Source organism: Methylocystis sp. H62 (assembly GCF_015709515.1).
GTDB lineage: Bacteria > Pseudomonadota > Alphaproteobacteria > Rhizobiales > Beijerinckiaceae > Methylocystis.
On record NZ_JADNQZ010000058.1, the window covers coordinates 338,034 to 364,443 of the forward strand.

The 26,410-nt window shown below is 63.4% G+C and carries 25 protein-coding genes and 1 other RNA gene; 15 read left to right on the forward strand and 11 right to left on the reverse strand.

The genetic code is table 11. The annotated features are described in order from the left end of the window. Positions 1–3: 3 nt before the first annotated feature. Complete coding sequence (locus IYY11_RS18280) at positions 4–1,299, forward strand: glycosyltransferase family 2 protein (RefSeq protein ID WP_196405167.1); 1,296 nt, start codon at positions 4–6, stop codon at positions 1,297–1,299. An 18-nt stretch (positions 1,300–1,317) separates the two neighbouring features. On the opposite strand, the gene IYY11_RS18285 is transcribed toward IYY11_RS18280, so the two are convergent. Beyond that, a complete protein-coding gene (locus IYY11_RS18285) occupies positions 1,318–2,124 on the reverse strand; it encodes a protein-disulfide reductase DsbD domain-containing protein (RefSeq protein ID WP_196405168.1) in 807 nt (268 codons plus the stop codon). 96 nt (positions 2,125–2,220) lie between these two features. Here IYY11_RS18285 and IYY11_RS18290 point away from each other — a divergent pair, with 96 nt between their 5' ends. Then, entirely contained in the window at positions 2,221–2,871 is a 651-nt protein-coding gene (locus IYY11_RS18290) for a YqgE/AlgH family protein (protein ID WP_196405169.1), read from the forward strand. Between the two features lie 9 nt (positions 2,872–2,880). On the opposite strand, the gene IYY11_RS18295 is transcribed toward IYY11_RS18290, so the two are convergent. Genes IYY11_RS18295 through IYY11_RS18310 form a run of 4 tightly spaced genes read right to left on the reverse strand, consistent with a single transcriptional unit; the run spans position 2,881 to position 6,021 of the window. Then, positions 2,881–3,375, reverse strand: a complete 495-nt coding sequence (locus tag IYY11_RS18295; protein ID WP_196405170.1) for a GNAT family N-acetyltransferase — start codon at positions 3,373–3,375, stop codon at positions 2,881–2,883. After that, the gene (locus tag IYY11_RS18300) at positions 3,372–4,421 is read right to left on the reverse strand and encodes an aldo/keto reductase (protein WP_196405171.1); all 1,050 of its coding nucleotides are present in this window, start codon (positions 4,419–4,421) and stop codon (positions 3,372–3,374) included. Before IYY11_RS18300 ends, IYY11_RS18295 begins: the two co-directional genes overlap by 4 nt. A 12-nt stretch (positions 4,422–4,433) precedes the next feature. Beyond that, positions 4,434–5,147, reverse strand: a complete 714-nt coding sequence (locus IYY11_RS18305) for a hypothetical protein (protein WP_196405172.1) — start codon at positions 5,145–5,147, stop codon at positions 4,434–4,436. A gap of 37 nt (positions 5,148–5,184) precedes the next feature. Continuing rightward, positions 5,185–6,021 (reverse strand): hypothetical protein, encoded by an 837-nt coding sequence (locus tag IYY11_RS18310; RefSeq protein WP_196405173.1) that lies wholly within the window; start codon positions 6,019–6,021, stop codon positions 5,185–5,187. Between the two features lie 275 nt (positions 6,022–6,296). Here IYY11_RS18310 and IYY11_RS18315 point away from each other — a divergent pair, with 275 nt between their 5' ends. From IYY11_RS18315 to cysN, 7 genes are read left to right on the forward strand one after another with little or no spacing between them, the layout of a single operon-like run. Continuing rightward, positions 6,297–6,668: a ferredoxin gene (locus tag IYY11_RS18315; RefSeq protein ID WP_196405174.1), complete on the forward strand. Its 372-nt coding sequence runs from the start codon at positions 6,297–6,299 to the stop codon at positions 6,666–6,668. Further along, the gene (locus tag IYY11_RS18320) at positions 6,668–6,985 is read left to right on the forward strand and encodes a DUF2849 domain-containing protein (protein ID WP_196405175.1); all 318 of its coding nucleotides are present in this window, start codon (positions 6,668–6,670) and stop codon (positions 6,983–6,985) included. The genes IYY11_RS18315 and IYY11_RS18320 overlap by 1 nt, the downstream gene beginning before the upstream one ends. Continuing rightward, on the forward strand, positions 6,982–8,706 hold the full coding sequence (locus IYY11_RS18325; RefSeq protein ID WP_196405176.1) for a nitrite/sulfite reductase: 1,725 nt from the start codon (positions 6,982–6,984) through the stop codon (positions 8,704–8,706). The genes IYY11_RS18320 and IYY11_RS18325 overlap by 4 nt, the downstream gene beginning before the upstream one ends. Then, on the forward strand, positions 8,690–9,196 hold the full coding sequence (locus IYY11_RS18330; protein ID WP_196405177.1) for a DUF934 domain-containing protein: 507 nt from the start codon (positions 8,690–8,692) through the stop codon (positions 9,194–9,196). The genes IYY11_RS18325 and IYY11_RS18330 overlap by 17 nt, the downstream gene beginning before the upstream one ends. Continuing rightward, positions 9,193–9,942, forward strand: a complete 750-nt coding sequence (locus IYY11_RS18335) for a phosphoadenylyl-sulfate reductase (protein WP_196405178.1) — start codon at positions 9,193–9,195, stop codon at positions 9,940–9,942. The genes IYY11_RS18330 and IYY11_RS18335 overlap by 4 nt, the downstream gene beginning before the upstream one ends. Then, positions 9,939–10,856 (forward strand): sulfate adenylyltransferase subunit CysD, encoded by a 918-nt coding sequence (gene cysD / locus IYY11_RS18340; protein WP_196405179.1) that lies wholly within the window; start codon positions 9,939–9,941, stop codon positions 10,854–10,856. The genes IYY11_RS18335 and cysD overlap by 4 nt, the downstream gene beginning before the upstream one ends. A gap of 1 nt (position 10,857) precedes the next feature. After that, on the forward strand, positions 10,858–12,486 hold the full coding sequence (gene cysN / locus IYY11_RS18345; RefSeq protein WP_196405180.1) for a sulfate adenylyltransferase subunit CysN: 1,629 nt from the start codon (positions 10,858–10,860) through the stop codon (positions 12,484–12,486). Between the two features lie 169 nt (positions 12,487–12,655). On the opposite strand, the gene polA is transcribed toward cysN, so the two are convergent. After that, positions 12,656–15,649, reverse strand: coding sequence for a DNA polymerase I (polA, locus tag IYY11_RS18350; protein WP_196405181.1), 2,994 nt, complete (start codon positions 15,647–15,649; stop codon positions 12,656–12,658). A 94-nt stretch (positions 15,650–15,743) separates the two neighbouring features. On the opposite strand from polA, the gene aroC reads away from it, so the two are divergent. Both aroC and IYY11_RS18360 read left to right on the forward strand, forming a co-directional pair. Further along, positions 15,744–16,826, forward strand: a complete 1,083-nt coding sequence (gene aroC, locus IYY11_RS18355) for a chorismate synthase (RefSeq protein ID WP_196405182.1) — start codon at positions 15,744–15,746, stop codon at positions 16,824–16,826. 789 nt (positions 16,827–17,615) lie between these two features. Further along, positions 17,616–18,389, forward strand: a complete 774-nt coding sequence (locus IYY11_RS18360) for a methane monooxygenase/ammonia monooxygenase subunit C (RefSeq protein WP_196405183.1) — start codon at positions 17,616–17,618, stop codon at positions 18,387–18,389. A gap of 122 nt (positions 18,390–18,511) precedes the next feature. Here the strand turns inward: IYY11_RS18360 and IYY11_RS18365 are convergent, their stop codons facing one another. Together IYY11_RS18365 and hemW are read right to left on the reverse strand one after the other, a co-directional pair. Beyond that, the gene (locus tag IYY11_RS18365) at positions 18,512–18,886 is read right to left on the reverse strand and encodes a GNAT family N-acetyltransferase (RefSeq protein ID WP_246720074.1); all 375 of its coding nucleotides are present in this window, start codon (positions 18,884–18,886) and stop codon (positions 18,512–18,514) included. 172 nt (positions 18,887–19,058) lie between these two features. Beyond that, positions 19,059–20,228, reverse strand: coding sequence for a radical SAM family heme chaperone HemW (gene hemW / locus IYY11_RS18370; RefSeq protein WP_196405184.1), 1,170 nt, complete (start codon positions 20,226–20,228; stop codon positions 19,059–19,061). A gap of 294 nt (positions 20,229–20,522) precedes the next feature. Here hemW and IYY11_RS18375 point away from each other — a divergent pair, with 294 nt between their 5' ends. Together IYY11_RS18375 and IYY11_RS18380 are read left to right on the forward strand one after the other, a co-directional pair. Beyond that, the gene (locus IYY11_RS18375; protein WP_312029751.1) at positions 20,523–20,969 is read left to right on the forward strand and encodes a hypothetical protein; all 447 of its coding nucleotides are present in this window, start codon (positions 20,523–20,525) and stop codon (positions 20,967–20,969) included. Between the two features lie 85 nt (positions 20,970–21,054). After that, entirely contained in the window at positions 21,055–21,633 is a 579-nt protein-coding gene (locus IYY11_RS18380; protein ID WP_312029752.1) for a hypothetical protein, read from the forward strand. Between the two features lie 12 nt (positions 21,634–21,645). On the opposite strand, the gene ada is transcribed toward IYY11_RS18380, so the two are convergent. Further along, complete coding sequence (ada, locus tag IYY11_RS18385) at positions 21,646–22,722, reverse strand: bifunctional DNA-binding transcriptional regulator/O6-methylguanine-DNA methyltransferase Ada (protein WP_196405186.1); 1,077 nt, start codon at positions 22,720–22,722, stop codon at positions 21,646–21,648. Positions 22,723–22,830: 108 nt separating this feature from the next. Between ada and IYY11_RS18390 the strand changes: the two genes are divergently transcribed. Next, positions 22,831–23,856, forward strand: coding sequence for a histone deacetylase family protein (locus IYY11_RS18390; protein WP_196405187.1), 1,026 nt, complete (start codon positions 22,831–22,833; stop codon positions 23,854–23,856). Between the two features lie 127 nt (positions 23,857–23,983). Here the strand turns inward: IYY11_RS18390 and hisG are convergent, their stop codons facing one another. Both hisG and IYY11_RS18400 read right to left on the reverse strand, forming a co-directional pair. Next, positions 23,984–24,955 carry an ATP phosphoribosyltransferase gene (gene hisG, locus IYY11_RS18395; RefSeq protein ID WP_196405388.1) on the reverse strand — a complete coding sequence of 324 codons (972 nt, stop codon included), beginning with the start codon at positions 24,953–24,955 and terminating at the stop codon, positions 23,984–23,986. Beyond that, the gene (locus tag IYY11_RS18400) at positions 24,955–26,106 is read right to left on the reverse strand and encodes an ATP phosphoribosyltransferase regulatory subunit (RefSeq protein ID WP_196405389.1); all 1,152 of its coding nucleotides are present in this window, start codon (positions 26,104–26,106) and stop codon (positions 24,955–24,957) included. Before IYY11_RS18400 ends, hisG begins: the two co-directional genes overlap by 1 nt. A gap of 138 nt (positions 26,107–26,244) precedes the next feature. Here IYY11_RS18400 and ffs point away from each other — a divergent pair. Further along, an RNA gene (ffs, locus tag IYY11_RS18405) (signal recognition particle sRNA small type) lies at positions 26,245–26,341 on the forward strand. The last annotated feature ends 69 nt before the right edge of the window (positions 26,342–26,410 follow it).

Sequence of the window (26,410 nt, forward strand, 5' to 3'; positions counted from 1 at the left end):
CGTTTGCTGGGGCTTTTTCAATTCCTCGTCGACTCGGTCGCGATGGTCTGCGCTTCGATCCTGATGGCGATCGGAATCGGCTATCTGATCGTCATCGGCCGCTTCTGTTATGACCAGCTGCGCGGCGTGCGCGATCCCGAAGCGCCTGCCATCGCAGACACGGATCTGCCGCGGGTCGTGCTTCAAATTCCTGTCTTCAACGAGCCGCTCGTCACCGAGCAGTCGTTGCGCTGCGTCGCGCTCCTCGATTGGCCCAAGGACAGACTGCGCATTCAGCTTCTCGATGATTCGACGGATGAGACAAGCGCTCGGGCGGACGCGGTGGCGGCGGAGCTGCGCATCGGCGGCGCGGTGATCGACCATGTGCGGCGCGCCGATCGCTCGGGCTTCAAGGCGGGCGCCTGCGCGCATGGCCTGACGCTCACCGACGAACCCTTTGTCGCCATGCTCGACGCCGACTTCCGTCCGCCGCCCAACTGGCTCAAGCGAACGGTCCCGCTTTTTTTGACCGACGAGCGCATCGGCTTCGTGCAGTCGCGCTGCGAGTTCCAGAATTTCGAGAAAAACTGGCTGACGCGCGCCCAGGGCCTCGTGCAGGACGGCCATTATCTCGTCGAACAGCGCTCACGCGCGCATGCGGGATGGCTCTTTCAATTCAACGGCACCGGCGGAATCTGGCGACGCGCGACGGTCGAGGACGCCGGCGGCTGGTCCGACTATTCGCTCTGCGAGGACCTCGACCTCACCGTGCGCGCGGCGCTCCAGGGATGGCATGGGCTTTTTGTCTCGGAGCCGGCGATTCCCGGTCAGGTGCCGGAGGGAATCCGCGATTTCCGCCGCCAGCAAAGGCGATGGTCGAACGGATTCGTGCAGGTCGCGCAAAAGACCGTCCTGCCGATCTGGCGTTCGCCATGGAGCCTGACGCGCCGCGTGATGGCGATCTCGCTAATCGCCCATCAGATTTTCTTCCCCACAGCCGCCATCGGACTCATCGCTTTCGTCCTTGGCGTGATCCTGCACGGATCGCTCGCGCCCTTCGCCGGGATGTTGGAGATCATCGGAATCATGACGGTCCTGGTCGCGCTCGGCATCACGCTGCCGCCCTATCTGGCGCTCAAGCGCGGGACCCTCGCCGATTATGTGAAAACGGTCGCGTCGATTCCGCCGCTGATGATCTATCTCGCCTTCGCCAATGGCGCGAAGATTCTCCAGACCCTGCGCGGGCGCAAGTCGACGTTCAAGCGCACGCCCAAGCTCGACCATGAGGCTGCGACGCCCATCGACGCCGAGGTGGAGTAGGGCGAGGGCCGGTCGCGGTCACTCCAGCCGCGCCGGGGCCTCGAAGGCGCCGGCGTCGGTGACGATCGTGAGCGTCGCGTCGGCGGCCTTGGCGGGCGCACTGCCGGAAAAAAGCTTAAGCTCGAAGCCATCTCCCGCGCGCGTGCTTTCAATGAAGAGCGGCTCAGCCGCTTCGGCGAAGACGTCCTCGGCCTTGCCGGGTCCAAGGTAGCGCAGCCGCCACGACCCGTCCGCGCTATTCCGCGAGACTGCAAAGCGCTTCTTGGCCTCGGCCGCGGTGAGTTTCCGTGGCACCAGCCGTTCGGCTTCGGCGATCGCCGCCGCATGAGGCGAAGCGCCGTCGCGCGGCAGCTGCAAAGACAGATCGGCGCGCGCCGGCAGGCAGATCTTGCCGCAGGAGGCGTAGTCGAGCACGAGATTGAGCGTCACCGGCGCGTTGGGATCGCGCGGCGTCACCTTCAACGGCAGGACGACTCGCGCATCGTAGCCGGCGACGATGGTTCCGGCCTCGTCGATATGTTTCGGCGCGGGAAAGGACGGTTCGACCTTGGCGACATTGACCGATTTCGAAAAATCGAAGGCCGGCGCGGAGCCCGCCTCGCCAGGCTGGCGCCAATAGGTGATGGTTTCCGGCGCGAGCGCGATCTCGACGGCGGCGCGGTAAGCCCCGCCCTGCAGAGGGCCGGCGGACAAAAGCCGAGCGCTCGACGCCGCGCCCTTTACGACGGAAGACGCGAAGGCTGTGTTCTCGGCGCGCGACGCCGCCGGAAAGCTCTGCGCCAGCGTGACGGCTAGGGGCGCGTAGAGAAAGAATTTTGAGCGCATCGTGATCCTTCGGCGCCCCCGGTCCCCCAGTCAAGGCAGTCAGTTACGTCATTTGCGCCGCTTGTCCTGAGGACGCGGCGGGCGTAGCATGACCCTATGAGGCCGAGCGGCAAGAAGCAAGATTTCGCGGAGAGGGTGAGCGAGCGCCGCAGCGGTCGTCCCGACGAGCGCCGCTTTCTTGACGGCCAATTGCTGATCGCGATGCCGAGCATGTTGGATCAGCGCTTCGCGCGCTCGGTGATCTATCTCTGCGCCCATTCCGAAGAAGGCGCGATGGGCATCGTCGTCAACCAGGCGGCACGTGTGCGCAATTTTCCAGATTTGCTCGTGCAGCTGCAAGTGATCGCGCCCCAGGAGCGCATCAGCCTGCCCAGCCGCGCCGAAGACATCCAGGTGCTGTCCGGAGGGCCGGTTCAGACCGACCGTGGTTTCGTGCTGCATACGCCGGACTTCTTCCTCGACAATTCCACCTTGCCGATCGACGACGGCGTCTCGCTCACGGCGACGATCGACATTCTGCGCGCGATCGCGGCGGGGCGCGGTCCGGACCGAGCGCTGCTGGCGCTCGGCTATGCGGGTTGGGATCCGGGTCAGCTCGAAGAAGAGATTCAGCGCAATGGATGGCTGAATTGTCCGACCGATCCCGCGTTGCTGTTCGATCATGACCTCGAGACGAAATATGCGCGCGCGCTGCGCTCGATCGGCGTCGATCCACAACGGCTGTCGACACACGCGGGACACGCCTGAGCACCGGACTCAGAGTTGGTCGAAGGCTGGCGCGTAGTCGACCTGTCCCTCCTTGGCCGGAAGCTCGCCGTTGACCGCCAGGGCCTGAAAACACGGTCCCGCATATGGCGAGCTAAAGCCGACTGCAAGCTCGGGTCGGAATCCGAAACGGCCGTAAAAGGCGCCGTCGCCCAATACAAAAATTGCGGGCCACTGGTCTTTCTGCACATGCGCCAAGCTCCAGTGCAAAAGCGTGCTCGCGACGCCTTTTTGGCGATGCGTCGCTGCGACAGCGATAGGACCGAGCCCTAGAGCCGGGAAGGGTGCCCTCATTCTCGACAGGGCGACATAGCCGATGATGTCGCCGTCGATGGCGGCGACGCCGCCGAACACCAAGTCGCCTGCCTTGCGCAGCGCCTTGACGAGATCGGCCTCCCCGGATCGGTGGAAAGCGGCACGAAGCAAGTCGGTTATTTCCGGATGATCGTGCGGCGTCTCCTCGCGAAGATTTGCGCTTCGGGTCATGGCGCGGGGTTGCTGTGGAGATGGTGGATGGCGTCAATACGCCGCTCGATTTCAGGCGTGATCCTGAACTCCACCGACGCGAGGTCGGCTTTGAGCTGCGCCATCGTCGTCGCGCCGATAATATTCGATGTCACGAAGGGCCGGGACGTCACGAAGGCGATGGCGAGCTGCGCCGGATCGACTCCAAGATCTTGCGCGAGCGTCAGATAAGCGGCGATCGCTTTTTCGACTTCCGGCTTCTCATAACGCTGCGCGCGCTCAAACAGCGTCGTGCGCGCGCCGGGCGGCCGCGCGCCGCCCTGATATTTGCCGGTGAGGTATCCTTGCGCGAGCGGCGAATAGGCGAGCAAACCGACGTGCTCGCGCTCAGCGAACTCAGTGAGCCCGATCTCGAAGGTGCGGTTGACGAGGTTGTAGGCGTTTTGAATCGAGACGACGCGAGGCCCGAGGCCGAGTTCCGCAGCGCGCAGAAAGCGCGCCACGCCCCACGGCGTTTCGTTGGACAGGCCGATGTGCCGAACCTTGCCGGCCTGGACGAGCCGCGCCAGGGCTTCGAGCGTCTCTTCAATCGGAATTTCGTCGCGTTTCGTCGGCCGTCGATAGACCGTGCCGCCTGCGCCCCAAAGCGGTAGCGAACGATCCGGCCAATGCAATTGATAGAGATCGATGTAATCGGTCTGTAGCCGCTTCAGTGATCCCTCGATCGCAGAGTCGATATTCTTGGCGTCGAGAACCGTTCCGACGCGCCCCGGACGCAGCCAGTTGGCGTCGCCGCGGCCGGCGACCTTGGTGGCGATGATCGCCTTGTCGCGGTTCTTACGTGCGGCGAGCCAACTTCCGATGATGCGCTCGGAGGAGCCTTGAGTTTCTGGCCTCGGCGGAATGGAATAGATTTCCGCCGTGTCGATGAAATTGACGCCGCAATCGAAGGCGTAATCCAATTGCGCATGGCCTTCGGCTTCGCTGTTCTGCTGTCCCCACATCATCGAGCCGAGACAGATGGCGGAGACGGAGAGATCGCTGTCCCCGAGTTTGCGGTATTCCACGGCGCCCGTCCTTTAACGAAGCCATTCGCTCGACTGCAGCTCGAGCCGCAATTCGAAGCTTTGAAATTGGGTGAAGATTGGCGACAGCCATGCTTTGAGCGCCGCGCGAACCACGAGCGACATTCCTGCGGGCGGCTCCCGCATGAAGCGGGACAGCGACAGATCGACGTCGTTGAGCGCGCGCGCGATCGGCGCCTCAAGACTCGGGATCACGAATTTGCCGCTCGCTGGATAGCGCGCAAGAATCGCCAACGAGTCGGCGCCGAGCGGCGAGGCGCCGCGATTGTGGATGACGTTCATCATGAGATCCGGCCAAGTGGTCTTGAGGACGAGCGCGCTGTTCGCCGCGCTCTCCGTGACGTCCGTCTGAAAGAGCACGATCGGCTCCACGCCGCGCCGCCGCGCTTCTTCGAGAAAGCCAATTTCGGCGATGGTCGCGAACAGACGCTCATAGGAGCGATGCCAGACGTCGACGATCTTTGGCGTCTCGTCGGCGACGAGCAGGCGGTCGAACAGCGAAATCTGTCCCTTGATCTCGCTAACGTCGACGATGCGCGTCGCTTCCGGAAAGAACACTGCATAAAGCGGCTCCCGGAAATCCGTGTCAAAGCCTTCCACGTCGACATTGCGCGACAAATAATAATCGGTCAGCAAACGCGCCGCTGTCGTCACGCCTGTTCGCGAGTGCGGCGAGCAAACGAAGAACGCAAGAGTGCGAGGCGCCATGTGGTCTTCGCGGAGACGATGCGCGCCGCCGCGACCTCTATCGCCTCTTATCGCCGACAAGATCGAGAAGGCCGACCCGTTCGAACTCGTCGGCGACGCGCGCCAGCCAGGTGCGGACATAGCCGCGCAACACGAACGAATGCTCCGCCGGGCGACCCTGCGCGTCCTGATTGCCGATGAATGTCGAGAACGGCGTGCCGGATAGCTCGACCTGCTCGTAGGCAAGTTCGCTGAGCTTGGGAATCGTGATCTCGCCCGAGGTGACGACATGCTCGAAATATTTCGCGTGCGTTTGTGGATCCCATTCGAAGAAGGTCGTGTCGTTGACGTGATTCTTCACCATGAAATAATTGGCGTCCGCGACGTAGGGCGCGATTTCGGCGATCTCCTCCAGCGAAGCGATGGAGGGCCCGATCACATGCAGCAGCACGAAGCGGAATTCGCCGCCTTTCACCGCATCGAAGAAGCCGATTTCGTCGAGCGCCCCGAGCGCCGGGCTCAACCCGCCGGCGCGCACGTCGATGACGCTGACCTTGGCCTGCGACGTGTTCAGCGTGTCGATGATCTTCATCTGGTCCGAGGGTTCGGTCAGATCGACGATCATCGTCTCGTCAGGGTGGAAGCGGTGAAGCGTTCCGCGCGGCGTCTCGGTGTCGAACGCCCGCGTATGGATGTCATTGAGCGAAAGAAAATCGAGGATGGCTCTGGCGATCGTGGTTTTGCCGACGCCGCCCTTGTCCGCGCCAACGACGATGACCGCCGGGCGCGCGGCGGCGTTCGCGGCGACGGCCGGAGCCTCGGCCTTACGCGGCCGGCTTTCCGGCTCCCGTTTCGCGGGCGCTTCCCTGGTGATTTTGACCGGCTTCTTGACCATGGGTGCTCCTATCGCATGTCGCGCTGGCGCCGCTGTTTATGAATGACAAGCGCTCAACAAACATGGTTTTTAGCGCTTGTCATGCTCTGTTTCAGCTAACGGCGGATGGCGCTCCAATTGTGACGCGCTTAAAACAACACGTGAAATATGTAATTAAACACAAGCACCACAATATGGTCGTGAATTGACATTCGTGCGGTTTGGAGGTTTATGCGTTCGAAATACAGAACGTCCGTGGCTGCTGGCTGGCGCGGACCAGGTCGGCGCGTCAAGGCATGAGCAATATCGAGAATATCGTCGCGCGGCGGCCCGCCGAATCGTCGCAGCAGAGTCTGCCGACCCTGCACGTCGAGGATCGCAGCGGCGTTGTCCATGAACTCGAAGCCGTCGAAGGCTGGCGGCTGATGGAGATCTTGCGCGACCATGGGGTCGGCATGGACAACACTTGTGGCGGCGCTCTTGCATGTGCGGAGTGCCACGTCGTTCTCGACGCGGAATCGGCCTGCCGCGTGCCGCCGCCGCGCGAAGAGGAAGTCGAAAAGCTCGATGAATTGCCGATGCTTTACGAAAACTCGCGTCTCTCCTGCCAGATCATCTGGTCCGATGAGATGAGCGGCCTTCGGCTAAAGCTGGCGCAGGAAACGTGATGCCCGTCTTCAAACATCCCCAGATCCTGATCGCGTCGAATTTGACGGACGGCGAAGTGGTGTTTCTCGGCCCCTCGGGCTGGGAGCGCGACCACCGTCGCGCGCGCGTCGCGCGGAAGGCCGACGAGGCCGCCGCGCTCGAAGCCTTGGGCAAGGGCGACATTTCAGCCAATCGCGTGGTCGACGTCTATCTCGCCGACGTCGAGATCGGGAGCGACGGCGCGCCGACGCCGTTACATTATCGAGAGAAGATGCGCGTGAAGGGACCGAGCGTTCGCCTTGATCTCGGCAAGCAGGCGGGCGAGGGCGCGCTATGACGGCGGTCGATCTGCGTGTGGCGCAGCGGCCCAATGCGCCGATGACCACCTATCGTTACGATGAATATGACGCGGCTTTTGTAAGCGAACGCGTCGCGGAATTTCGTGAGCAGGTCAATCGGCGACTTTCCGGCGCGCTGACGGAAGAGGAGTTCCGCCCGTTCCGGCTGATGAACGGACTCTATCTGCAGCTACACGCCTATATGCTGCGCGTCGCCATTCCCTATGGCACGCTGACGGCGCGGCAGATGCGCCGGCTCGCCGATATCGCGGATAGATGGGACAAGGGCTACGGCCATTTCACGACGCGCCAGAACCTCCAATACAATTGGCCCAAGCTCGTCGATACGCCGGACATTCTGGAATCGCTGGCGGACGTCGAGATGCACGCCATCCAGACGTCGGGCAATTGCATTCGCAATGTGACGGCCGATCACTTCGCCGGCGTCGCGCCGGACGAGATCGAAGATCCTCGGCCGACCGCCGAGTTTCTCCGCCAATGGTCGAGCCTGCATTCGGAGTTCTCGTTCCTGCCGCGCAAGTTCAAGATTGCGGTGACAGGCGCCGCGCATGATCGCGCCGCCATCCTGGTGCATGACATCGGCCTGCGCGTTGTCAAGAACGATACGGGAGAGATCGGCTATCAGGTCGTGGTCGGCGGCGGACTCGGCCGTTCGCCCTTTATCGGCAAGGTCGTCGGCGACTTCGTGCCGCGCGAGGATCTGCTCGCCTTTCTCGAGGCGATCCTGCGCGTCTATAACCGCTTCGGCAGGCGCGACAACAAATACAAGGCGCGAGTCAAAATTCTCGTCCACGAGAAGGGAATTGACGAAATCCGCGCCGCGGTCGAAGCCGAATTCGCGGCGATGGACCGCTCGGCATTCGACCACGACCCTGAGGAGTTTGCGCGCATCGCCGCTTTCTTCGCGCCGCCGCCCTATGAGTCGCTGCCGGCGACGTCCGCCTTGCTGCGCGCCGCGAAACTGGAGACGCCGGCTTTCGCCAATTTCGTCGATGTCAACGTCGGCGCGCACAAGATCCCCGGCTACGCCATCGTCACCGTTTCGTTGAAGCCCATCGGCGGCGTTCCAGGCGACGCGACGTCCGAACAGATGCGCGTGCTCGCCGAGGCGAGCGAGCGCTTCGGTTTTGGCGAGCTGCGCGTCAGCCATGAGCAAAACATCATCCTGCCGCATGTGAAGCAGGACGATCTTTTCGCCCTGTGGAGCATGCTCGACGCCGCTGGTCTTGCGACGGCGAACGCCGGTCTCGTCTCCGACATCATCTCGTGCCCCGGTCTCGACTATTGCTCGCTCGCCACCGCGCGCTCGATTCCCATCGCGCAGGCGATCTCGAAGCGCTTCTCCGACATGTCGAGGCAGCGGCGCATCGGCAAACTCGGCGTCAAGATCTCAGGCTGCATCAACGCCTGCGGTCATCACCATGTCGGCGCGATCGGCATTCTCGGCCTGGAGAAGAAGGGCCAGGAATCCTATCAGATCACGCTCGGCGGCGACCCGACCTTCTCCGCGTCGATCGGCGAAATTCTGGGACCTGGGGTCACCGCCGAGCAGGTGCCCGACGTCGTCGAACATCTCGTTGACTACTATCTCGCCGAGCGCGAGGAGGGCGAAGCCTTCATCGACACCTGGCGCCGGATCGGTCATGCGCGGTTCAAAGACGTTCTGCGTCGGGAGGGCGAAGATGGCGCTGATATCTGACGGCCGCTTCATCGAGGATGCATGGCGCCGACTTGCCGACGAGGAAGCGCTGCCGAAGACCGGCAAGTTCATCGTGTCGTTGCCGCGACTCGAACATGCCGTGGAGGTCCTCGGGCCGACGGCCACGTTCGGCGTGATCATTCCGAACACGACGGAACCGTCGGCGCTCATCGCGGCCCTGCCGCGGCTCGACCTCATCTCGATCGCTTTCCCGGCTTTCGCTGACGGCCGCGGCTTCTCTTTGGCGCGCCTGTTGCGGCGGGCGGCGTTCAAAGGCGAGTTGCGGGCCAGCGGGCGTCTCGTCGCCGACCAATATCCGCACGCGATCGGCTGCGGCTTCGATACGATCGAAATCCCCGACGATCTGGCCGAACGCCAGGACGAAGGACAGTGGCGCGCCGCGCTCAACGCCTATTCAATGAGCTATCAGCGTGGCTACGCCGGGCGCGGCTCGATCCTCGAAGCGCGCCGAAAGGCGGTGCGTTCATGAAGCCTTCGATCCCCGAAACGCTGGCGCCGCGACTGGCGCCGCTCGATCTCGATCATCGTTTGCTGCTCGTGCGCGAGTTCATTCCCGGCCGGATCGTCTTCACCACGAGTTTTGGCGTCGAGGATCAGTTCATCGCGCATTCGATCTTCACGCAGGGCCTCGATATCGACGTCGCGACGATCGACACGGGGCGGCTCTTTCCCGAAACCTATGAGCTGTGGGAGCGCACCGAAGCGCGCTATGCGCGGCGTATTCGCGCGGTTTACCCGCAGGCCGCGCCGCTCGAAGCGCTCATCGAGGAGCAGGGGATCAACGGCTTTTATAAGTCCGTGGACGCGCGCAAGGCCTGCTGTCATGTTCGCAAGGTTGAACCGCTGTCGCGGCTGCTCGAGGGTGTTTCCGGCTGGGTGACGGGGCTTCGCGCGGATCAGTCGCAGGCGCGCGCCGAGGCGCCGCTCATCGCCTTCGATGAGACGCACAGGGTGCTCAAGCTCAATCCGCTCGCAGATTACACGCGCGACGCGGTCGTCGCCGCGGTCGAGGAGTTTTCAGTGCCGATCAACGATCTCCACGCCAAGGGATTTCTATCGATCGGCTGCGCGCCGTGCACGCGCGCGGTGCTGCCCGGTGAGGACGAACGCGCCGGACGCTGGTGGTGGGAAGAAGACAACAAGAAGGAATGCGGCCTGCATGTCGGCGAAGACGGCGTGTTGCGTCGCGGCGCGCCGCAGGAGGCGAGCCTATGACGGCGCTTGCGACACGTTCGCTGGGCCATCTCGATCGCCTCGAGGCCGAGAGCATTCATATCATGCGCGAGACCGTCGCCGAGTGCGAACGGCCGGTGATGCTCTATTCGATCGGCAAGGATTCGGCGGCGATGCTGCACGTCGCCATGAAGGCCTTTTATCCCTCCAAGCCGCCGTTTCCGCTGCTCCATGTCAATACGACCTGGAAATTTCGCGAGATGATCGAGTTTCGCGATCGTCGCATGAAGGAGCTTGGCCTCGAACTCATCGAATATATCAATCCCAGAGGGATTGAGATGAACATCAGTCCCTTCGTTCATGGCTCGAAGCTGCACACCGAGATCATGAAGACCGAGGCGCTGAAGCAGGCGCTGGACAAGTATAAATTCGACGCCGCGTTCGGCGGCGCACGCCGCGACGAGGAAAAATCCCGCGCCAAGGAGCGCGTGCTGTCCTTTCGAACCGCGCAGCACCGCTGGGACCCGAAGAATCAGCGCCCCGAATTCTGGCGTCTCTACAATACGCGAAAGGCGCCGGGCGAGAGCCTGCGCGTCTTCCCGATGTCTAATTGGACCGAGGCGGACATTTGGGACTACGTCGCGCGCGAGAACATCCCCGTTGTTCCGCTCTATTTCGCCAAGGAGCGGCCGGTCGTGCGCCGCAGCGGCACGCTCATCATGGTCGACGACGCCCGCATGGAGCTCGCGCCCGGCGAATCGATTGAACATAAGATGGTGCGCTTCCGCACGCTCGGCTGCTATCCGTTGACCGGCGGCATCGAAAGCGATGCGGCCAGTCTCGAAGAGATCATTACGGAGATGCGCGAAAGCCGCTCCTCGGAGCGCCAAGGGCGGCTCATCGACCACGACGGCTCCAGCTCCATGGAGCAAAAGAAGCAGGAAGGATATTTCTGACATGCACGGCGCCGTCGCTGCCGCATCGCCGTCGCGCGCGCCAGCGCGGTTGGTCGGCGAAAAGCCGCTCTTGCGGTTCATCACCTGCGGCTCGGTCGACGACGGCAAATCGACGCTGATCGGTCGTCTACTGTACGACGCCGATCTTGCGCCCGACGACATCATCGCGGCGCTGGAAAGCGATTCGAAAAAGCATGGCACTCAGGGCGAAGACCTGGATTTCGCCTTGCTCGTCGACGGGCTTGCGGCCGAGCGCGAACAGGGCATCACCATCGACGTCGCCTATCGCTATTTCGCGACCGACAGGCGCAAGTTCATCGTCGCCGACACGCCGGGCCACGAGCAATACACCCGCAACATGGCCGTCGGCGCCTCAACCGCGGAACTCGCCATTCTGCTTGTCGACGCGCGCAAGGGAATTCTGCCGCAAACACGACGTCACAGCGTCATCACCTCGATGTTCGGCGTCCGCCATGTCGTCGTCGCCGTCAACAAGATGGATCTCGTCGGCTACAGCGAAGAGACGTTCCGCAAGATCGAAGCGGATTTTCATGCCTTCGCCGACCATCTTCGCTTCGCCTCCATCCATGTCGTGCCGCTTGTCGCCAAGGATGGCGATAATCTTGTCCACCACAGCGCCAATATGCCCTGGCACGATGGGCCGCCGCTGCTCTCCTATCTTGAGGGCGTCGCGGTGGAGGACGCCACGCGGATCGCGCCCTTCCGCATGCCCGTGCAATGGGTGAATCGGCCCAATCTCGACTTCCGCGGGTTCTCCGGCTTCATCAGCGGCGGCAATATTCAGCCGGGTGACATCGTGCGCGTTCTGCCTTCGGGGCGCGACACGCGCGTCGCGAGGATCGTGACCTTCGACGGCGATCTCGAGAGCGCCGTTTCCGGCCAATCGGCGACCCTCACGCTCACCGAAGAGATAGACATTTCGCGCGGCGATCTTTTGTGTTCGCCGGTCTCGCCGGCCAAGACCGGCGATCGTCTCGAAGCGAAGCTGTTGTGGCTGGTGCGTGAGCCTCTTGTCGTCGGCAAGAGCTATCTCTTAAAGCTCGGGACGAAGACTGCGCCGGCCGCCGTGACTACGGTCGATGCGCGAATCGACATCGAAACCGGCCTGCCGCAGCCGCTTCCTGAAGGGTCGACGCTCGCCTTCAACGAGATCGGCGGCGCGCGCCTGTCGCTCGAGACCGTGATCGCCTGCGATCCCTATGGCGAGAACCGCGAAACCGGCGGATTCATTCTCATCGACCGCATCACCAATGAAACGGTTGCGGTCGGCATGGTCAAAGCCGTCGCCGCATCGAACGGCCGCGTCGCGCCGCCGCTGGCGGAGCTCAGCTACGCCTCCATGGAAGGACTGCCGCTGGCGCGGGAGTCGTTTCGACCGACCACGACGCGCAGCCTGGCGAAGGCGCTCACCTGGCTCCTGCCGGCGAGCATATCGACCTTCCTGATCGTCTACGCTTTCGTTCAGAGCGCCACACTCGCCGCCGAAATCACCGGCGTTGAAATGATCGCGATCTTCGCGCTCTATTATCTTCATGAGCGATTCTGGCTGCGACTAAATTTTGGACTCGCGTCGGGAGAAACGCGCAGCGGCGACGGTCCGGGCTTGTGATACGAATCGCGATTGACCAGTTTGGTGGGCCTGTCATTCCCGGCAGGACGAAGGCCTGACCGGGAATCCAGAGCCAACTCAAGAATGTTGGTCTTGCTCTGGATTCCCGATCGCGCTTCGCGCGTCGGGAATGACCCCCAACTGGTTTAGACGGAAATCATACGCGCCCTCAGTGCGCTTCGTCCCAATTGGCGGCGGCGCGGGCATCGACTTTCAGCGGCACGGCAAGATGGACGGCGGGCGCAGGCGCCTGCTCCATGACGCGGCGCGCGAGTTCGATCGTCGCCTCGGCTTCATCGTTCGGCGCTTCGAAGACAAGCTCGTCATGCACCTGCAGAAGCATCTGCGCCGATAGTCCGGCGCGTGCGAGCGCGTCATCCATCCGTACCATGGCGCGTCTGATGATGTCCGCGGCCGCGCCCTGGATCGGCGCGTTGATCGCCGCGCGCTCATAGAAGGCGCGGTCGGACGCATTGGCCGATGAGATGCCGGGGAAGTGGTAGATTCGGCCAAAAATCGTTGAGACTTCGCCTTTTTCGCGCACCGTCTTGCGCGTTGAATCCATGTAGTCGCGAATGCCAGGAAAGCGCTCGAAATAGCGCTTGATATAGGCGCTCGCCTCTTCACGTGGAATGCTGAGCTGATTGGCGAGGCCGAAGGCGGAAATGCCGTAGATGATGCCGAAGTTGATCGCCTTGGCGCGGCGGCGCGTTTCGGGCGGCATGTCCTTGATGGGCACATTGAACATCTCGCTCGCCGTCATCGCGTGAATGTCGAGATTTTCGGCGAAGGCGCGTCTGAGCTGAGGAATGTCGGCGATATGGGCGAGCAGCCGCAACTCGATCTGCGAATAATCCGCAGAGATCAGCACATGGCCGGGCGCCGAGACAAAAGCCTTGCGGATTTTGCGGCCGGCCTCGTTGCGTACGGGAATGTTCTGCAGATTGGGCTCGGATGAAGAGAGCCGTCCCGTCGTCGTGGCGGCGAGCGCATAGCTCGTGTGCACGCGACCGGTCTCGGCGTTGATATAGCCGGGCAGGGCGTCGGCGTAGGTGCTCTTGAGCTTGGAGAGCTGTCGCCAATCGAGAATGCGGCGCGAAAAATCATTGCCGGCGACGGCGAGGTCTTCGAGAACGCTTGCGGAAGTCGACCAGGCGCCGGTCGCCGTTTTCTTCGCGCCGGGCAACCCCATCTTGCCGAAAAGTATGTCGCCCAACTGCTTGGGCGAGCCAAGGTTGAAACTCTCGCCGGCGAGTTCGAAGATCTCGGCCTCGAGACGCGCCATGTCCTGCGCAAATTCGCCTGAGAGCCGCGACAGGGTCGCGCGCTCGACCATGACGCCCCTTCGCTCCATGCGCGCGAGCGTCGCGACCATCGGCCGCTCCAATGTCTCGTAGACGGCAGTCATGCGCTCGGCCAAGAGCCGCGGCTTCAGCACGCGCCAAAGGCGCAGGGCAATGTCCGCCTGTTCCGCGGCGTATTCCGTCGCCGCCGTGAGCGCAGCGCGGGCAAAGCCGAGGAAATTGCGGCCCGCGCCGGCGACGGAGGCGAAGGTCAGAGCGTCATGGCCGCAATAGTTTCGCGCCAACTCTTCGAGACGATGGTCGCGACGTCCGGAGTCCAGTGCGTAGGACATGAGCATGGCGTCGTCGATCGGCGCGACGTCGATTCCGTAGCGCGAAAGAACCAGCAGATCATGCTTCATGTTGTGCGCGATTTTGAGGATCGCGGCGTCCTCAAACAATGGCTTTAATCGCGCGAGAGCCGCGTCGAACGGGATCTGTCCTTCGATCAAATTGGCGCCGGAAAAAAGGTCGGCCGAGTCGCCCGAGCGATGCTGAATCGGGATATAGCAGGCGCGTCCCGGCGCGGTCGCCAAGGAGACGCCGATGAGTTCGCAACGCATCGGGTCCGGCAAGGTCGTTTCGACATTGATCGCGACGAGTCCTGCGCCAACGGCTTCCGTGATCCAGTCATCCAGACGTTCGGTCGAGACGACCGTCTCATAGCTGGAGCGGTCGATCTTGACCGCCTTCGCTTCGGCGAGACGCGCGGCGACGAGGTTCGCAGGCGTGAGGGCGTCGCTTGTCGGCTTCTCGGCGCGGTGCGGCGCTTCAGCAGCAGGCGACGCGATCTCGGACACTTCGCCGTCGCGCCCGCGCCAGCCGGCCGCGCCGACATAACCGGGATCCGGCTCGATATCCTGCGCCTGGACCCCATACATTTCAGCGACGCGGCGGGTGATCGTCGTGAACTCCATCGCCTGCAGAAAAGCGATAAGCTTCGCCGCGTCGGGTTGATGAAGGCCAAGCTCTTCGAGCGAGGTTTCCAGAGGGACGTCGCGCACCAGTTCGCAGAGCGTTTTTGAAAGAAGGATGCGCGCGACCGCATCCGGCTCGGTCAGCGCCTCGCGTCGCTTCGGCTGCTTGATGCCGGGCGCCTTAGCGAGCAGCGTTTCGAGATCGCCATATTCGTTGATGAGCTGAGCCGCGGTCTTAATGCCGATGCCTTTTGCGCCCGGCACATTGTCAGTGGAATCGCCTGCGAGCGCCTGCACGTCGACGACCTTGTCCGGCGTCACGCCGAAATAATCGACGACCTCGGCGTCGCCGATGAGGCGTTCTTCGCGCGCGCCTTTCGTTCCGGCTATTCCCGAGGCGGGGTCGTACATTCTGACGCCGGGACCGACGAGCTGCATCAGATCCTTATCGGCCGAAACGATCAGCACGTCCGCGCCCTTGGCCTGCGCCTGCGTCGCATAGGTGGCGATGAGATCGTCGGCCTCGTAGACGTCCTGTTCGATCGGGGTGAGGCCGAAAGCGCGCACGACGGCGCGCATCAGCGGGAATTGCGGAATGAGATCGTCCGGCGGTTCGGAGCGATGCGCCTTGTAGTCGGGATAAAGGTCCTTTCGGAAGGAATGCTCGCTCTTGTCGAAGATGATGGCGAGATGCGTGGGCGTCACGCCGGCCGCGCCTTCGCGCACGAACTGCAACAGCTTCGTGCAGAACAGCCGGACGGCGCCGGTCGGCAGCCGGTCGGAGCGATAGTTATATTTCGCATCCTGTCGGATCGACTGGAAATAGGCGCGAAAGACGAAGGAGGAGCCGTCGACGAGGAAGATGTGGCTCCCGGGGCCGACGGGCTTATGCGTGAGGGTCATGCGCCTATCTTAGCGGCGCGCGCGCGCCGCGTCATGACGCGGGCGCCGGAAACCGCCCGTTTGACCGTCGCCGGCGCCAAGCCTAGAAGATCGCATGTCCCACAACAGTTTCGGCCATCTTTTCCGCGTCACCACCTTTGGCGAGAGCCATGGGCCGGCGCTCGGCGCGATCGTTGACGGCTGTCCGCCGAAAATTCCGCTGGATGCGGAGGAGATCCAGGGCTTTCTGGACAAGCGCAAGCCGGGACAATCGCGCTTCACCACGCAGCGGCGGGAGGCCGACGAGGTAAAGATTCTTTCGGGCGTTTTTTCTGACGGCGATGGCCGACAAGTGACGACCGGCGCGCCGATCGCGCTCGTGATCGAAAATACTGACCAGCGCTCCAAGGACTATGGCGAGATCGCCGACAAATATCGGCCCGGCCACGCCGATTACGTCTACGACGCGAAATATGGCGTGCGGGACTATCGCGGCGGCGGGCGCTCGTCGGCGCGGGAAACCGCGGCGCGAGTCGCCGCCGGGGCGGTCGCGCGCAAGGTGATCGCCGGCGTGACGATTCGCGGCGCGCTGGTGCAGGTGGGTCCGCACAGAATCGATCGCGCGCATTTCGATTGGGCGGAGGTCGAGCGCAATCCGCTGTTTTGCCCCGACGCGCGCGCGGCGGAACTATGGGCGAACTATCTCGACGACGTGCGCAAGGACGGCTCTTCCATCGGCGCGGTGATCGAGATTGTCGCCGAGGGCGTTCCGGTCGGTTGGGGCGCGCCGGTTTACGGCAAGCTCGACGCCGATCTCGCCGCGGCGATGATGTCGATCAATGCGGTGAAGGGCGTCGAGATCGGCGCGGGCTTCGCCGCCGCCGAGCTGACCGGTGAAGACAACGCCGACGAAATGCGCGCCGGAAAAGGCGGACCGCAGTTTTTGTCCAATAACGCCGGCGGCGTGCTCGGCGGCATTTCGACAGGCCAGCCCATCGTCGTGCGCTTCGCGGTGAAGCCGACGTCGTCGATTCTGACGCCGCGCCGCACGATTGATCGCTTCGGCAAGGAGACAGACATCGTCACCAAGGGCCGTCACGATCCCTGCGTCGGCATTCGCGCCGTGCCGGTGGGCGAAGCGATGATGGCTTGCGTGCTCGCCGACCACTTCCTGCGCCATCGGGGGCAGGTGGGGTGACGCTTGAAACGCGGTTGACTCGGCGAGAGGCCGGCGTCGACTCGGCGGACTATCTGATTAGCGAGCGATTGCAGACCAGAGCGAAGCAATGGCGCATTGTTTTGTCTTGCATCAAAAATCGACGCGTCGCTTCGTCGCACAGGGTTTTCGTCACCTCGCTTGACCGCGCCCATGATTGAAACCTAAGTTCGGTGCTTGGAACCCGAGAGGCCACGGTGGATCCAATCTTCCAGCGGACACGTCAGCGCGCGCGCATTTTTGCCGCGCTCATCGCCTTCCTTATGCTCGCGCAGACCACGAGCACGGGCGCCGTTGCGCTGGGAGAAGGCGTCGCTTTCGGAACGGTCTGCGCGCCGCAGGATGCGGTGAGCGGCGAGCCGCCACTTTTCCCAAACGAACGCCATCGCCACGGATTTTGTTGCATTCTTCACAATGGCGCGCTGGACGCGCCTCCTTCCAAGCCTGTTCTTTCGACCGCTCTGATTTTTCCGAGTGAGGCTCATTCGCCTCCGCTGGAGACGTCCAGTCAGGCGCCGCGCATCGAGCCACGGCGCGCGCCACAATCGCCACGAGCTCCTCCCCGCGAGGGCTGAAGGTTTTCTCGCGCTGAAATTTCAACGCAGCCGCCATCCTTACGATGGCGACGTCGGCGAGAGCGCGTTCGCGACGAATCTTTCAAACGATCCTGCCGCCACCGCTGCGAGAGCAGAAGCGGCGACCGCCACGCGCGCATCAAACCGTTCGAAGGGGCTTTCATGCCCCGCAAAAACAGTCTTTTGGAGATGACTTATGAGCATGACAAAAACAGAGGCCCGTTCCGCCGCCCGAAGCGCTGAACGAATTATCGACACCAGGCCCGTTCTTATCGGCGTTCCGGCCTTGATGCTGTTCGTGGCTATCCTGCGCCTCTACGAACAACTTTTCGCCTGGAGATTTGGTCTCGATTCCTTCTCGCCAGAGTTTCAGCTCTACTGGATGGGCCTGTTGCAATTTGCGATTCTCGCGTCGTGCTCGGGCGCGATCGGCCTTGTCGGCTTTCTGTGGCGCACGCGCGATCGCGATCTGGCGAAGTTAGGAGCCGCAGCCGAAATGCGACGGCTCGTTTATCTCGTCCAGTGGCTGCTCGTTTTCTCGCTCGCCCTGTTTTGGGGCTTAAGCTTCTTTTCGGAGCAGACGGCTGTCTGGCACATGACCGCCGTGCGCGACACCGATTTCACGCCGAGTAATATCATCACCTTCTATATTGCATATCCGCTCTTTGCGATCATCGGTCTCGGCGCGTTCTTCTATGCGAAAACGCGTCTGCCGACTTTCGCGAAGGGATATTCTCTCGCCTTCGTGGTTCTTGTCGTCGGCGTCTTCATGACGATCCCGAATGTGGGATTCAATGAATGGGGTCACACGTTCTGGGCGATGGACGAAGGCTTTGCAGGTCCGCTGCACTGGGGCTTCGTCTTTTTCGGCTGGATGTCGCTGGCGACGTTCGGCGTCGTGCTGCTGATCCTTGGCCGTCTTCGCGAGCTCCTCGGCGCGGATGCGCTAGAGCAGCTCTATCGACGTTAAGTTCGCCCGGCGCATCAGCCGCATATTGCGAAGCCGGCGCCGCTTGTTGGAGCGGCGCCGGTTGCATTCCCAGGTTCGTCGTATGTGCGGAGGCCGACGCGTCCATGTGGCTGACATCTTGCTCACGGCAATGCGTGCTGCATCAGAAGAGCCGGGAATGAGACCTCCGAGTCGAGAGGGATATCTGCCCCCGTTACGGTTTTGAAGCCTAACGCCTTGTAAAAATTTTCGGCGGCGAACGTCGAGCAACAATGAAGTTCGCTTACGTCTCGAGCCTTGGCGTCGATGCAGCACTGATTCATAATGGAACACCCGACGCCCAAGCGGGTCCAGTCGGGATGGGTCGCAAAATGGCGGATATGCGCTTCCCCTCGGACGATCTTTGCAGTTCCTGGACGCTCAAGCGACCAGCCTCCGCAGCCGATGAGTTCGCCATGGCTGCTCTGCGCGACGTAGAAGGCGCCAGAGGCGAGGAGTGTTGGATTCGCCTTTGTCATGAAAGGCAAGGCTCGCTCGAGCAAAGCCCTTTCGTAATGCGACGCCAACAGAGTTGAGTAGCTCGCCGCTAGAAGGGCGCTCACCGAGTCTGCATCAGAGGGGGCAGGGAGCGGAGAGCCTTACGATATAGGTCACTGTCGCGACCATTGCGCCAAGAGCCGCGGAGCGCCGCTAAGCGGCGAGATCGGCGACGACCGCATCGAGCACCGGAAAACCTTCGGAGCTCACGCGCAGCCTGTTGTCGCGGGTGAATTCGACCAGCCCGTCGCCGATGAGTTCGCTGATGCGCGATTGCGACAGGCGCTTGCCGGTCAGCAGGAAATAGCGCTGCGGATCGACGCCTTCGCGCAGCCGCAGCCCCATCAGCAGGAATTCGTCGCCTTCCTGCTCGGACGAGAGCAATTCATCCTCGATGATGCCGTGGCCTTCGGTCTCGACGCAGGTCAGCCACATCTCGGGATGCCGCTCGGTGGACTGGGCGCGCCGACCGCGCGGCGTGACCACCCGCCCATGCGCGCCGGGACCGACGCCGACATATTCGCCGTAGCGCCAATAGACCAGATTGTGCCGACACTCCGCGCCGGGCCGCGCATGATTGGAGACTTCGTAAGCCGGCAGGCCGGCGCGGGCGGTGACTTCCTGCGTGACGTCCCAGAGCGCGCGCTGCGTTTCGACGTCGGGCAACGCCATCTTGCCGGCGTTGACCATGCGCTCGAACATCGTGTCCGGCTCGATCGTCAGCTGATAGAGCGAGACATGCTCGGGCGAACGGGTGAGCGCCAGCTCCAGCTCTTTTCGCCAGGCGGCGGCCGTCTGGCCCGTGCGGCCGTAGATCAGATCGAAGGATGTGCGCTCGAAGACCGAATTGGCGACGTCGAGCGCCATGAGGGCTTCCGCGACCGAGTGCTGCCGCCCGAGGGCGCGCAGGTCGATGTCGTTCAGAGCCTGCAAGCCGAGCGAGACACGGTTGACGCCTGCGGCTTTGAAGCCCTTGAAACGCGAGGCCTCGACGCTCGTCGGATTGGCTTCGAGCGTGATTTCGCAGTCCTTGGCGAGGGGCCAGTGGCTCGAAATCTGGGAGAGAATGGCTTGAGCCGTCGAAGGCGCCATCAATGACGGCGTGCCGCCGCCAAAGAAGATCGAGCGGACTTCGCGCCCGGGCGTCAGCGCGGCGCGATGCGCAAGCTCCGCGCTGAAGGCCTCGACGAAGCGGTCCTCGTCGACGTCGCCGCGCCTCACGTGGCTGTTGAAGTCGCAATAGGGGCATTTCGACAGGCAAAACGGCCAATGGACATAAACGCCAAAGCCGGGGTCGAAAGCATTGCGAATCGGTGTCGCCATGGCCCTTTATCGCACGGAACGACGGGAAGGGCACGGCGATGGGGGCCGGCATCGGATAAAGGCTGGGCGTTTGCGTACCCCTCCCCTTTACGGGGACGGGTGGGGAAAAATTTCGCTTGAGGACGTGAGGTTCCCCGCCCGGCGATCCCGCCGCCAAGTTTACGCAGATTGCGTAAACTTGGCTGGGATCGCCGACCTCCCCGCAAAGGGGGGTATCTCGCGCCAAACATTGGGATCGTGTGAGATCGTATGATGGCGTTTTGGGAGGTCTTGCGGTTCTGGCGGAGGACGCCGGTGGCTCAACAGCCGGACCCAGCGATGCTGGCGATCGCCGAGGCGATCTCCCGCAATCTCGCGGCTCTCGGCCTCTATGTCGACGCGCGGCCGTACGGGCGCGGGTTCTTTGAAATCAAAGCGTCGACCTCCTCGAAATTGATCACCACGCCCGAGGGGACGGAGGCGTCTGGGATCGCGCTTTTGCTCGCCGGCGCCTATGAGCCGCCGTCGCTGGTTTTCGAACAGATCAACTCTTTGCAGCGCGGCTTGGGGCGGGCGATGGTGGAGGCCGTCATCGCCGGGGTAAAGGAGCGTCCCGGCGCGTTCCAGCTGCTGCGGGTCAATGATCTCTCGCCGCGCTTGCAGGACGGGCGGCGATGGTGGGAGCATGTCGCCGCGGCGCATCCGGAATTCGATTGGGTGATCACGCATGAGGAGCCGTTCGGAAGTGCGCCTAGGACGTGAGCGGCGGGGTTTTGACGCGCTGTCTTTTCTCCGCTCAAGGCATGCCGCACGGCGCTCGGCGCCCGCTGTCCAAGCTGTGCAGACAGTGAGCGAGATCGAAAACGCGCCCGATTTCTTAAGGAAGCGGCAAACGCTCGCGGCGCTCGTGGCGGAGTTCGGCTGCGACGTCAGCAAAGTGACCCTCAGCCCACAGAAAAAGACGTTCAACTATCTTGGCCAAAGCTTCACTTCGGAGGGACAGTCCTTTCCCGACGGCCGCATTGAAATCTATTTCGACCCGAACATGAGCCACGCGCGCCTTGGCTGCTGCCTTGCGCATGAACTGCAGCATGTGCGCTATTTTTTTGTGCGCGACGCCTATCGTGCAGAAAAGTCGGACGGACCTCTGCATCGCCGCTTCGCCAAATATACGCCGAAACTGCTCGCGGCGCAGCGCGGCGTCTCCAATTATTCGAACGAACATTGGGACGCCTGGAAAGGCGAAGCGCCGCCGAAGCTCTTCTCTCTCGAATTGGAGGAGGGGGAAAGCGAGCCCATCAATGAGACGATCGCGGAGGTCGCCAAGGCGCTCTACAATTGGGGGCCGGACGTGCGCATCAACGCTCTGTGGAAAGAGCTGCACGACGCGATCAATGAAGAATATGCCGCGCTGCGAAGCGCGTAGGGCGCCGCACATTCACGGCTTGCGTTCACGTTTGAGCAGCTCGCGTTTGCGCTCCACGCCCCAATAGTAGCCGGAAAGTGCGCCGTCGCTGCGCACGACACGATGGCAAGGAACCGCGAGCGACACCGGATTGGCCGCGCAGGCGCCCGCCACCGCGCGCGTCGCCTTCGGCGCGCCGATGCGTTTCGCAATGTCGGCATAGCTCGCCGTTGCTCCCGCCGGAATGTCGCGCAGCGCGGCCCAGACGCGCTGCTGAAAGGCCGTGCCGCGCATATCGAGCGGCAGATCGAAAGATGATTGTGGCCGCTCCACCATGCCGACCGCCGCGGCGACATAGCGTTCGAACGACTCATCGCCGCCGATGAGAGTCGCGCGCGGAAATCGATGTTGCAGATCGCGCAGCAGTTCTTCAGGGTCGTCGCCGAGCGAAATGGCGCAAACGCCCTTCGTGCTGGCCGCGACGAGCACCGCGCCCAGAGACGATTGGCCGATGGCGAAGCGAATGGCTTCGCGCGGCGCCCCGGCGCGATAGGCGCTTGCCGTCATGCCCAACGTGTCCTGCGCCGTTGCGTAGAACCGCGCGCTTGAATGATAGCCCGAGCCATAGATTGCATCTGTCACGGTGCGGCTTTCCTTCAGTTCTTCGTGCAGGCGCGTGCGCCGGTGCGCCTGAGCATAGGCCTTGGGCGTGACGCCACAAATGCGCGAAAACAGTCGGTGGAAGTGATAGGAGCTAAGTCCGGCGCCGCGCGCCAACTGCGCGAGCGTCGGCGGCGCTTCGGCCGCTTCGATCATTCGGCAGGCCCGGGCGATCTTCGCTGCATCCTGTTCCTGTTGCGGCGGCGCCTCTGGCCGACAACGGCGGCACGGACGAAACCCTGCCGCCTCCGCTTCGGCGGCCGTGGCGCAAAAGCGCACATTGGCGCGCTTCGCCGGCCGCGAGGGGCAGGAGGGACGGCAATAGACGCCGGTCGTTTCGACGCAATAGTAAAAGTCGCCGTCTCGGCGCGCATCGCGCGCGACAACCGCCGCCCAGCGCGTCTCATCGAGGTCGAGCGAATGTGCCTGCGTCGGGTCGTTCGTCTGCATGTCGCGCATCATCGAACTTTTGCGCCCACCGCCGCAATGCGTTTCTTGCTGTCAAATCGAAATTGGCTGACAGTCCTTGGACGGTCCTAAGAAGCGAGCGGACTGGAAATGGCGCGAAAAAGTTACGACGCCGCCTTTACGCGCCGGGCGGCGATCGCCGGCGCCGGCGCAAGCCTTGCCGGCTTCCGCGCGCGCGCTGCAACAGCCTCGACCCTGCTCGTCACGCACCGTGCGGCGCTGGCGCATGACATGGGGCCGGCGCATGTCGAGCGGCCGGAGCGCCTTCGGGCGGTTCTGCGCGCGCTTGACGACCCGCGCTTCGCCGGCCTCATGCGCGCCGAGGCGCCTTTAGCGGCGCAGGAAACTTTGTTGCGCGCGCATAGTTTTGAACACCTCGCGCATCTTGCGCAATCGGCGCCTGCAGAGGGATATGCGCATATAGGTCCGGACATCGTCATGAACGGCGCCACGCATGAAGCGGCGCTGCGCGCAGCCGGGGGCGCGCTGGCGGCCGTCGATGCGGTGATGCGCGGCGACGCCAAGAACGCGTTCGTCACCATGCGGCCGCCGGGACATCATGCGACGCGCGATGCGCCGATGGGCTTTTGCTTTTTCAATAACGCCGCCGTGGCGGCGCTGCGTGCGCGCGCGGCGCATGGCGCGTCGCGCATCGCCATCGTCGATTTTGACGTGCATCACGGCAATGGCGTGCAGGAGATTTTCTGGAGCGATCGAAACGTGCTTTACGCGTCGACGCATCAGATGCCGCTCTATCCCGGAACTGGCGCGGTGAGCGAAACCGGCGCGCATGACACGATCGTCAACGCGCCGCTCGCAAAGGGCGACGGCGGCGCGCAATTTCGCGAGGCGCTGGCGTCTCGCATTCTGCCGCGTGTCGAGGCGTTTTCGCCCGATCTCATCATTCTTTGCGCCGGATTCGACGCCCATCTTCACGATCCGCTTGGCGGATTAAGATTCGTCGACGAAGATTTCAGGGACGTCACGCTGCGCGTGATGGAGATCGCCGCGCGACGTTGCAAGGGACGCATCGTCTCACTGCTCGAGGGCGGCTATCGGCCGGAAGATCTCGCGCGCAGCGCTGCGGCGCATGTCGGCGCCTTGATGGAAGCGTGAATCGGTTTGCGGTTTGTCCTTCCCGGCGGACGTAAGTCCGACCGGGAATCCAGAACGACTTCCAAAATGCTTGTTGCGACTCTGGATTCCCGATCGCTTCGCTTTAAGCGAAGCGTCGGGAATGACATCAGCCAAGCCGCGCCGCCAGCTTGCTCCACAAGGCGTTCTCCGCCTGGAAGATATAATCGAGCCGCGCGCTGGTGACGCTTTTGGCGCCTCGGGCGATCAGCCAGTCGGCGAGCGCCGCAACCTTTTTCGCCGGGCAGGAGAACGTCGCTGACCCGTCGTCGATGTCGCGCAATCCGGCGCCGAAGTTCGCTTCCGCTTCTTTCAGGATATGTTCGCTAAGCGTAGGCAGGCTTGCGCGCACGTCGCGGGTCGTGCGCGCTTCTTCTTCCGCGGCGATGCGCGAGAGAATGACGCGCGCCGCTTCGCGCGCCGCATTGTCCCAAGGCGCCGTCAGCGAGGCGACGAGATTGGCCTGCGAGCGCAGAATGACGCCGTCCTCGATGATCTTCAACGCATTCGCTGCGAGCGTCGCGCCTGTCGTCGTGATGTCCACGATGAGATCGGCGGAGCCTGCGGCGGGCGCGCCTTCGGTGGCGCCGGAGCTCTCGACGATGCGATAGTCCGATACGTCATGAGTAGCGAAGAAGCGCCGCGTTGTATTGATGTATTTCGTCGCGACGCGCAGCCCGCGGCCGTGGCGCGCGCGAAATCCATCGGCGACGTCGGCGAGATCGCTCATATAGCGCACGTCGATCCAGGCTTGCGGAACCGCGACGACGACATTCGCGGCGCCAAAGCCCAGCGGCGCGAGAAGCTCCACTTTCTTGTCGGCGTCGGCGATCTCCTCGCGCACCAGATCCTCGCCGGTGACGCCGAGATGGGCTTCGCCCAAGGCCAGCCGGCGCGTAATCTCGGAAGCGGAGAGATAGGCGACTTCCGCGCCTTCGACTCCGGCGACGGCGCCGCGATAGTCGCGCGCGCCGCGGCCTTGCGTCAGCTCCAGACCGGCGCGCGCGAAGAAGGCTGCGGCGTTCTCCTGCAGCCGGCCTTTTGACGGGGAGGCGATGATGAGTTTTTGCGCGGGCGTCATCATGCTTGTCTCGCGCTCGGGGAAAGACGGTCGATCCAGATGGCGGCGCCGACGGCAGGGATGTCCGACGCCGCGCCGAGCGTCTTGAGCAGTCGGTCGTAGCGTCCGCCGCCGATCACCGGCGCGCCGTCGCTGGAGTGGCGGGCCTCGAAAACGAAGCCCGTGTAATAATCGAGATGACGCGCAAAACTTGCCGAAAAGCGGATCTCGTGAATCGTAAGGCCGCGCGCGCTAATGGCCTCAGCGCGCGCGTCAAACGCGTCCAGCGCGGCGGAGAGGTCAAGCTGCGCGTCGGCGGCCAGTCGACGCATGGCTGCGGAAGCTGACTCGGGCGCGCCTTCGATGGCGAAAAAAGTCTCCGCCAGCGCGCGCGTTTCGTTGGAAACGCCCGCGCCTTCGGCGAGCGTCGCCTGATCGAGAAAGCGTTCGGCGATTTCAGCCGCGCTGCGGCCGCCGACGGCGGTGATGCCGGCGATCGACAGCAGATCCTCGACGAGACGGCGCGCATCCGACGGGTCGACTTTCGTCAGGGCCGCCAATACGCCCGACTGTTCCGATCCGCCATTGCGTTCGGGCGCCGCAAAAATATCGGATATTCTCTGGCCGCGCGCGTGCCCGGCCGCCAGACGCCGGCGCCAGACCGGCGGCATCTCAAGCCGTTCGAGGAAGGCGGCGACGAGACCGGCGTCGCCGATCAGAACCTTGAGCGCCGTCGCGCCGACCGCCGCCGCGGCGTCGAGGGAAGCAGCCAGAATTTCGGCGTCCGCGGCTTCGCGGTCCGGGCGGCCGAAGCTCTCCAGCCCGGCCTGCAGAAACTCGCCGTCGCCCGTCGCGCCATGTTCAGGCGCCCGAAAGATCGAGCCCCCATACGCATAGGCCGCCGGATCGCCCGCCCGAGCGGAGGCGAGGTAATCGAGGCAGACGGGAATCGTATATTCCGGCCGCAGACAAAATTCAGCACCCGAGCCATCGCTCGTCAGGTAAAGCCGACCGCGGAAATCCTCGCCGGATCGATCCAGAAAGACATGCGCCGGCTGCAGGAGGCGCGGCTCGCAGCGTGTGAACCCCTCGCGCGCGAAATGCGCAAGGATGGCCGCAAGGCTCGTAGCTTCGCGTTCTGCTGAAGTGGCGGTGACGGCGTTCAAGCGCAAATCCCTCGAATTTGCGCTCTCTTTAGCAAGTGCGCCGCGCGCGCGCACCCCTGCTCCGGGCGAAAGGTGAACGCCGTAAGGCAAAGGCCGCGGTCCGGAGCCTTGCATCCCGCGCGCTCGTCTGCCAAATAAGGGGTCGGGAGGTTGGCGGTGGACGCTTCACTCGCCAACCGGGTCAGGTCCGGAAGGAAGCAGCCCTAACGAGCTTGGGCGGGTCTTCGTTCAGCCTCCCACCTTCTTCGGCGAGCAGCGAATGGCGTGGCGCAATATACTGCGCTGTTCGTCGCTCGTCTGCCGCCGGATG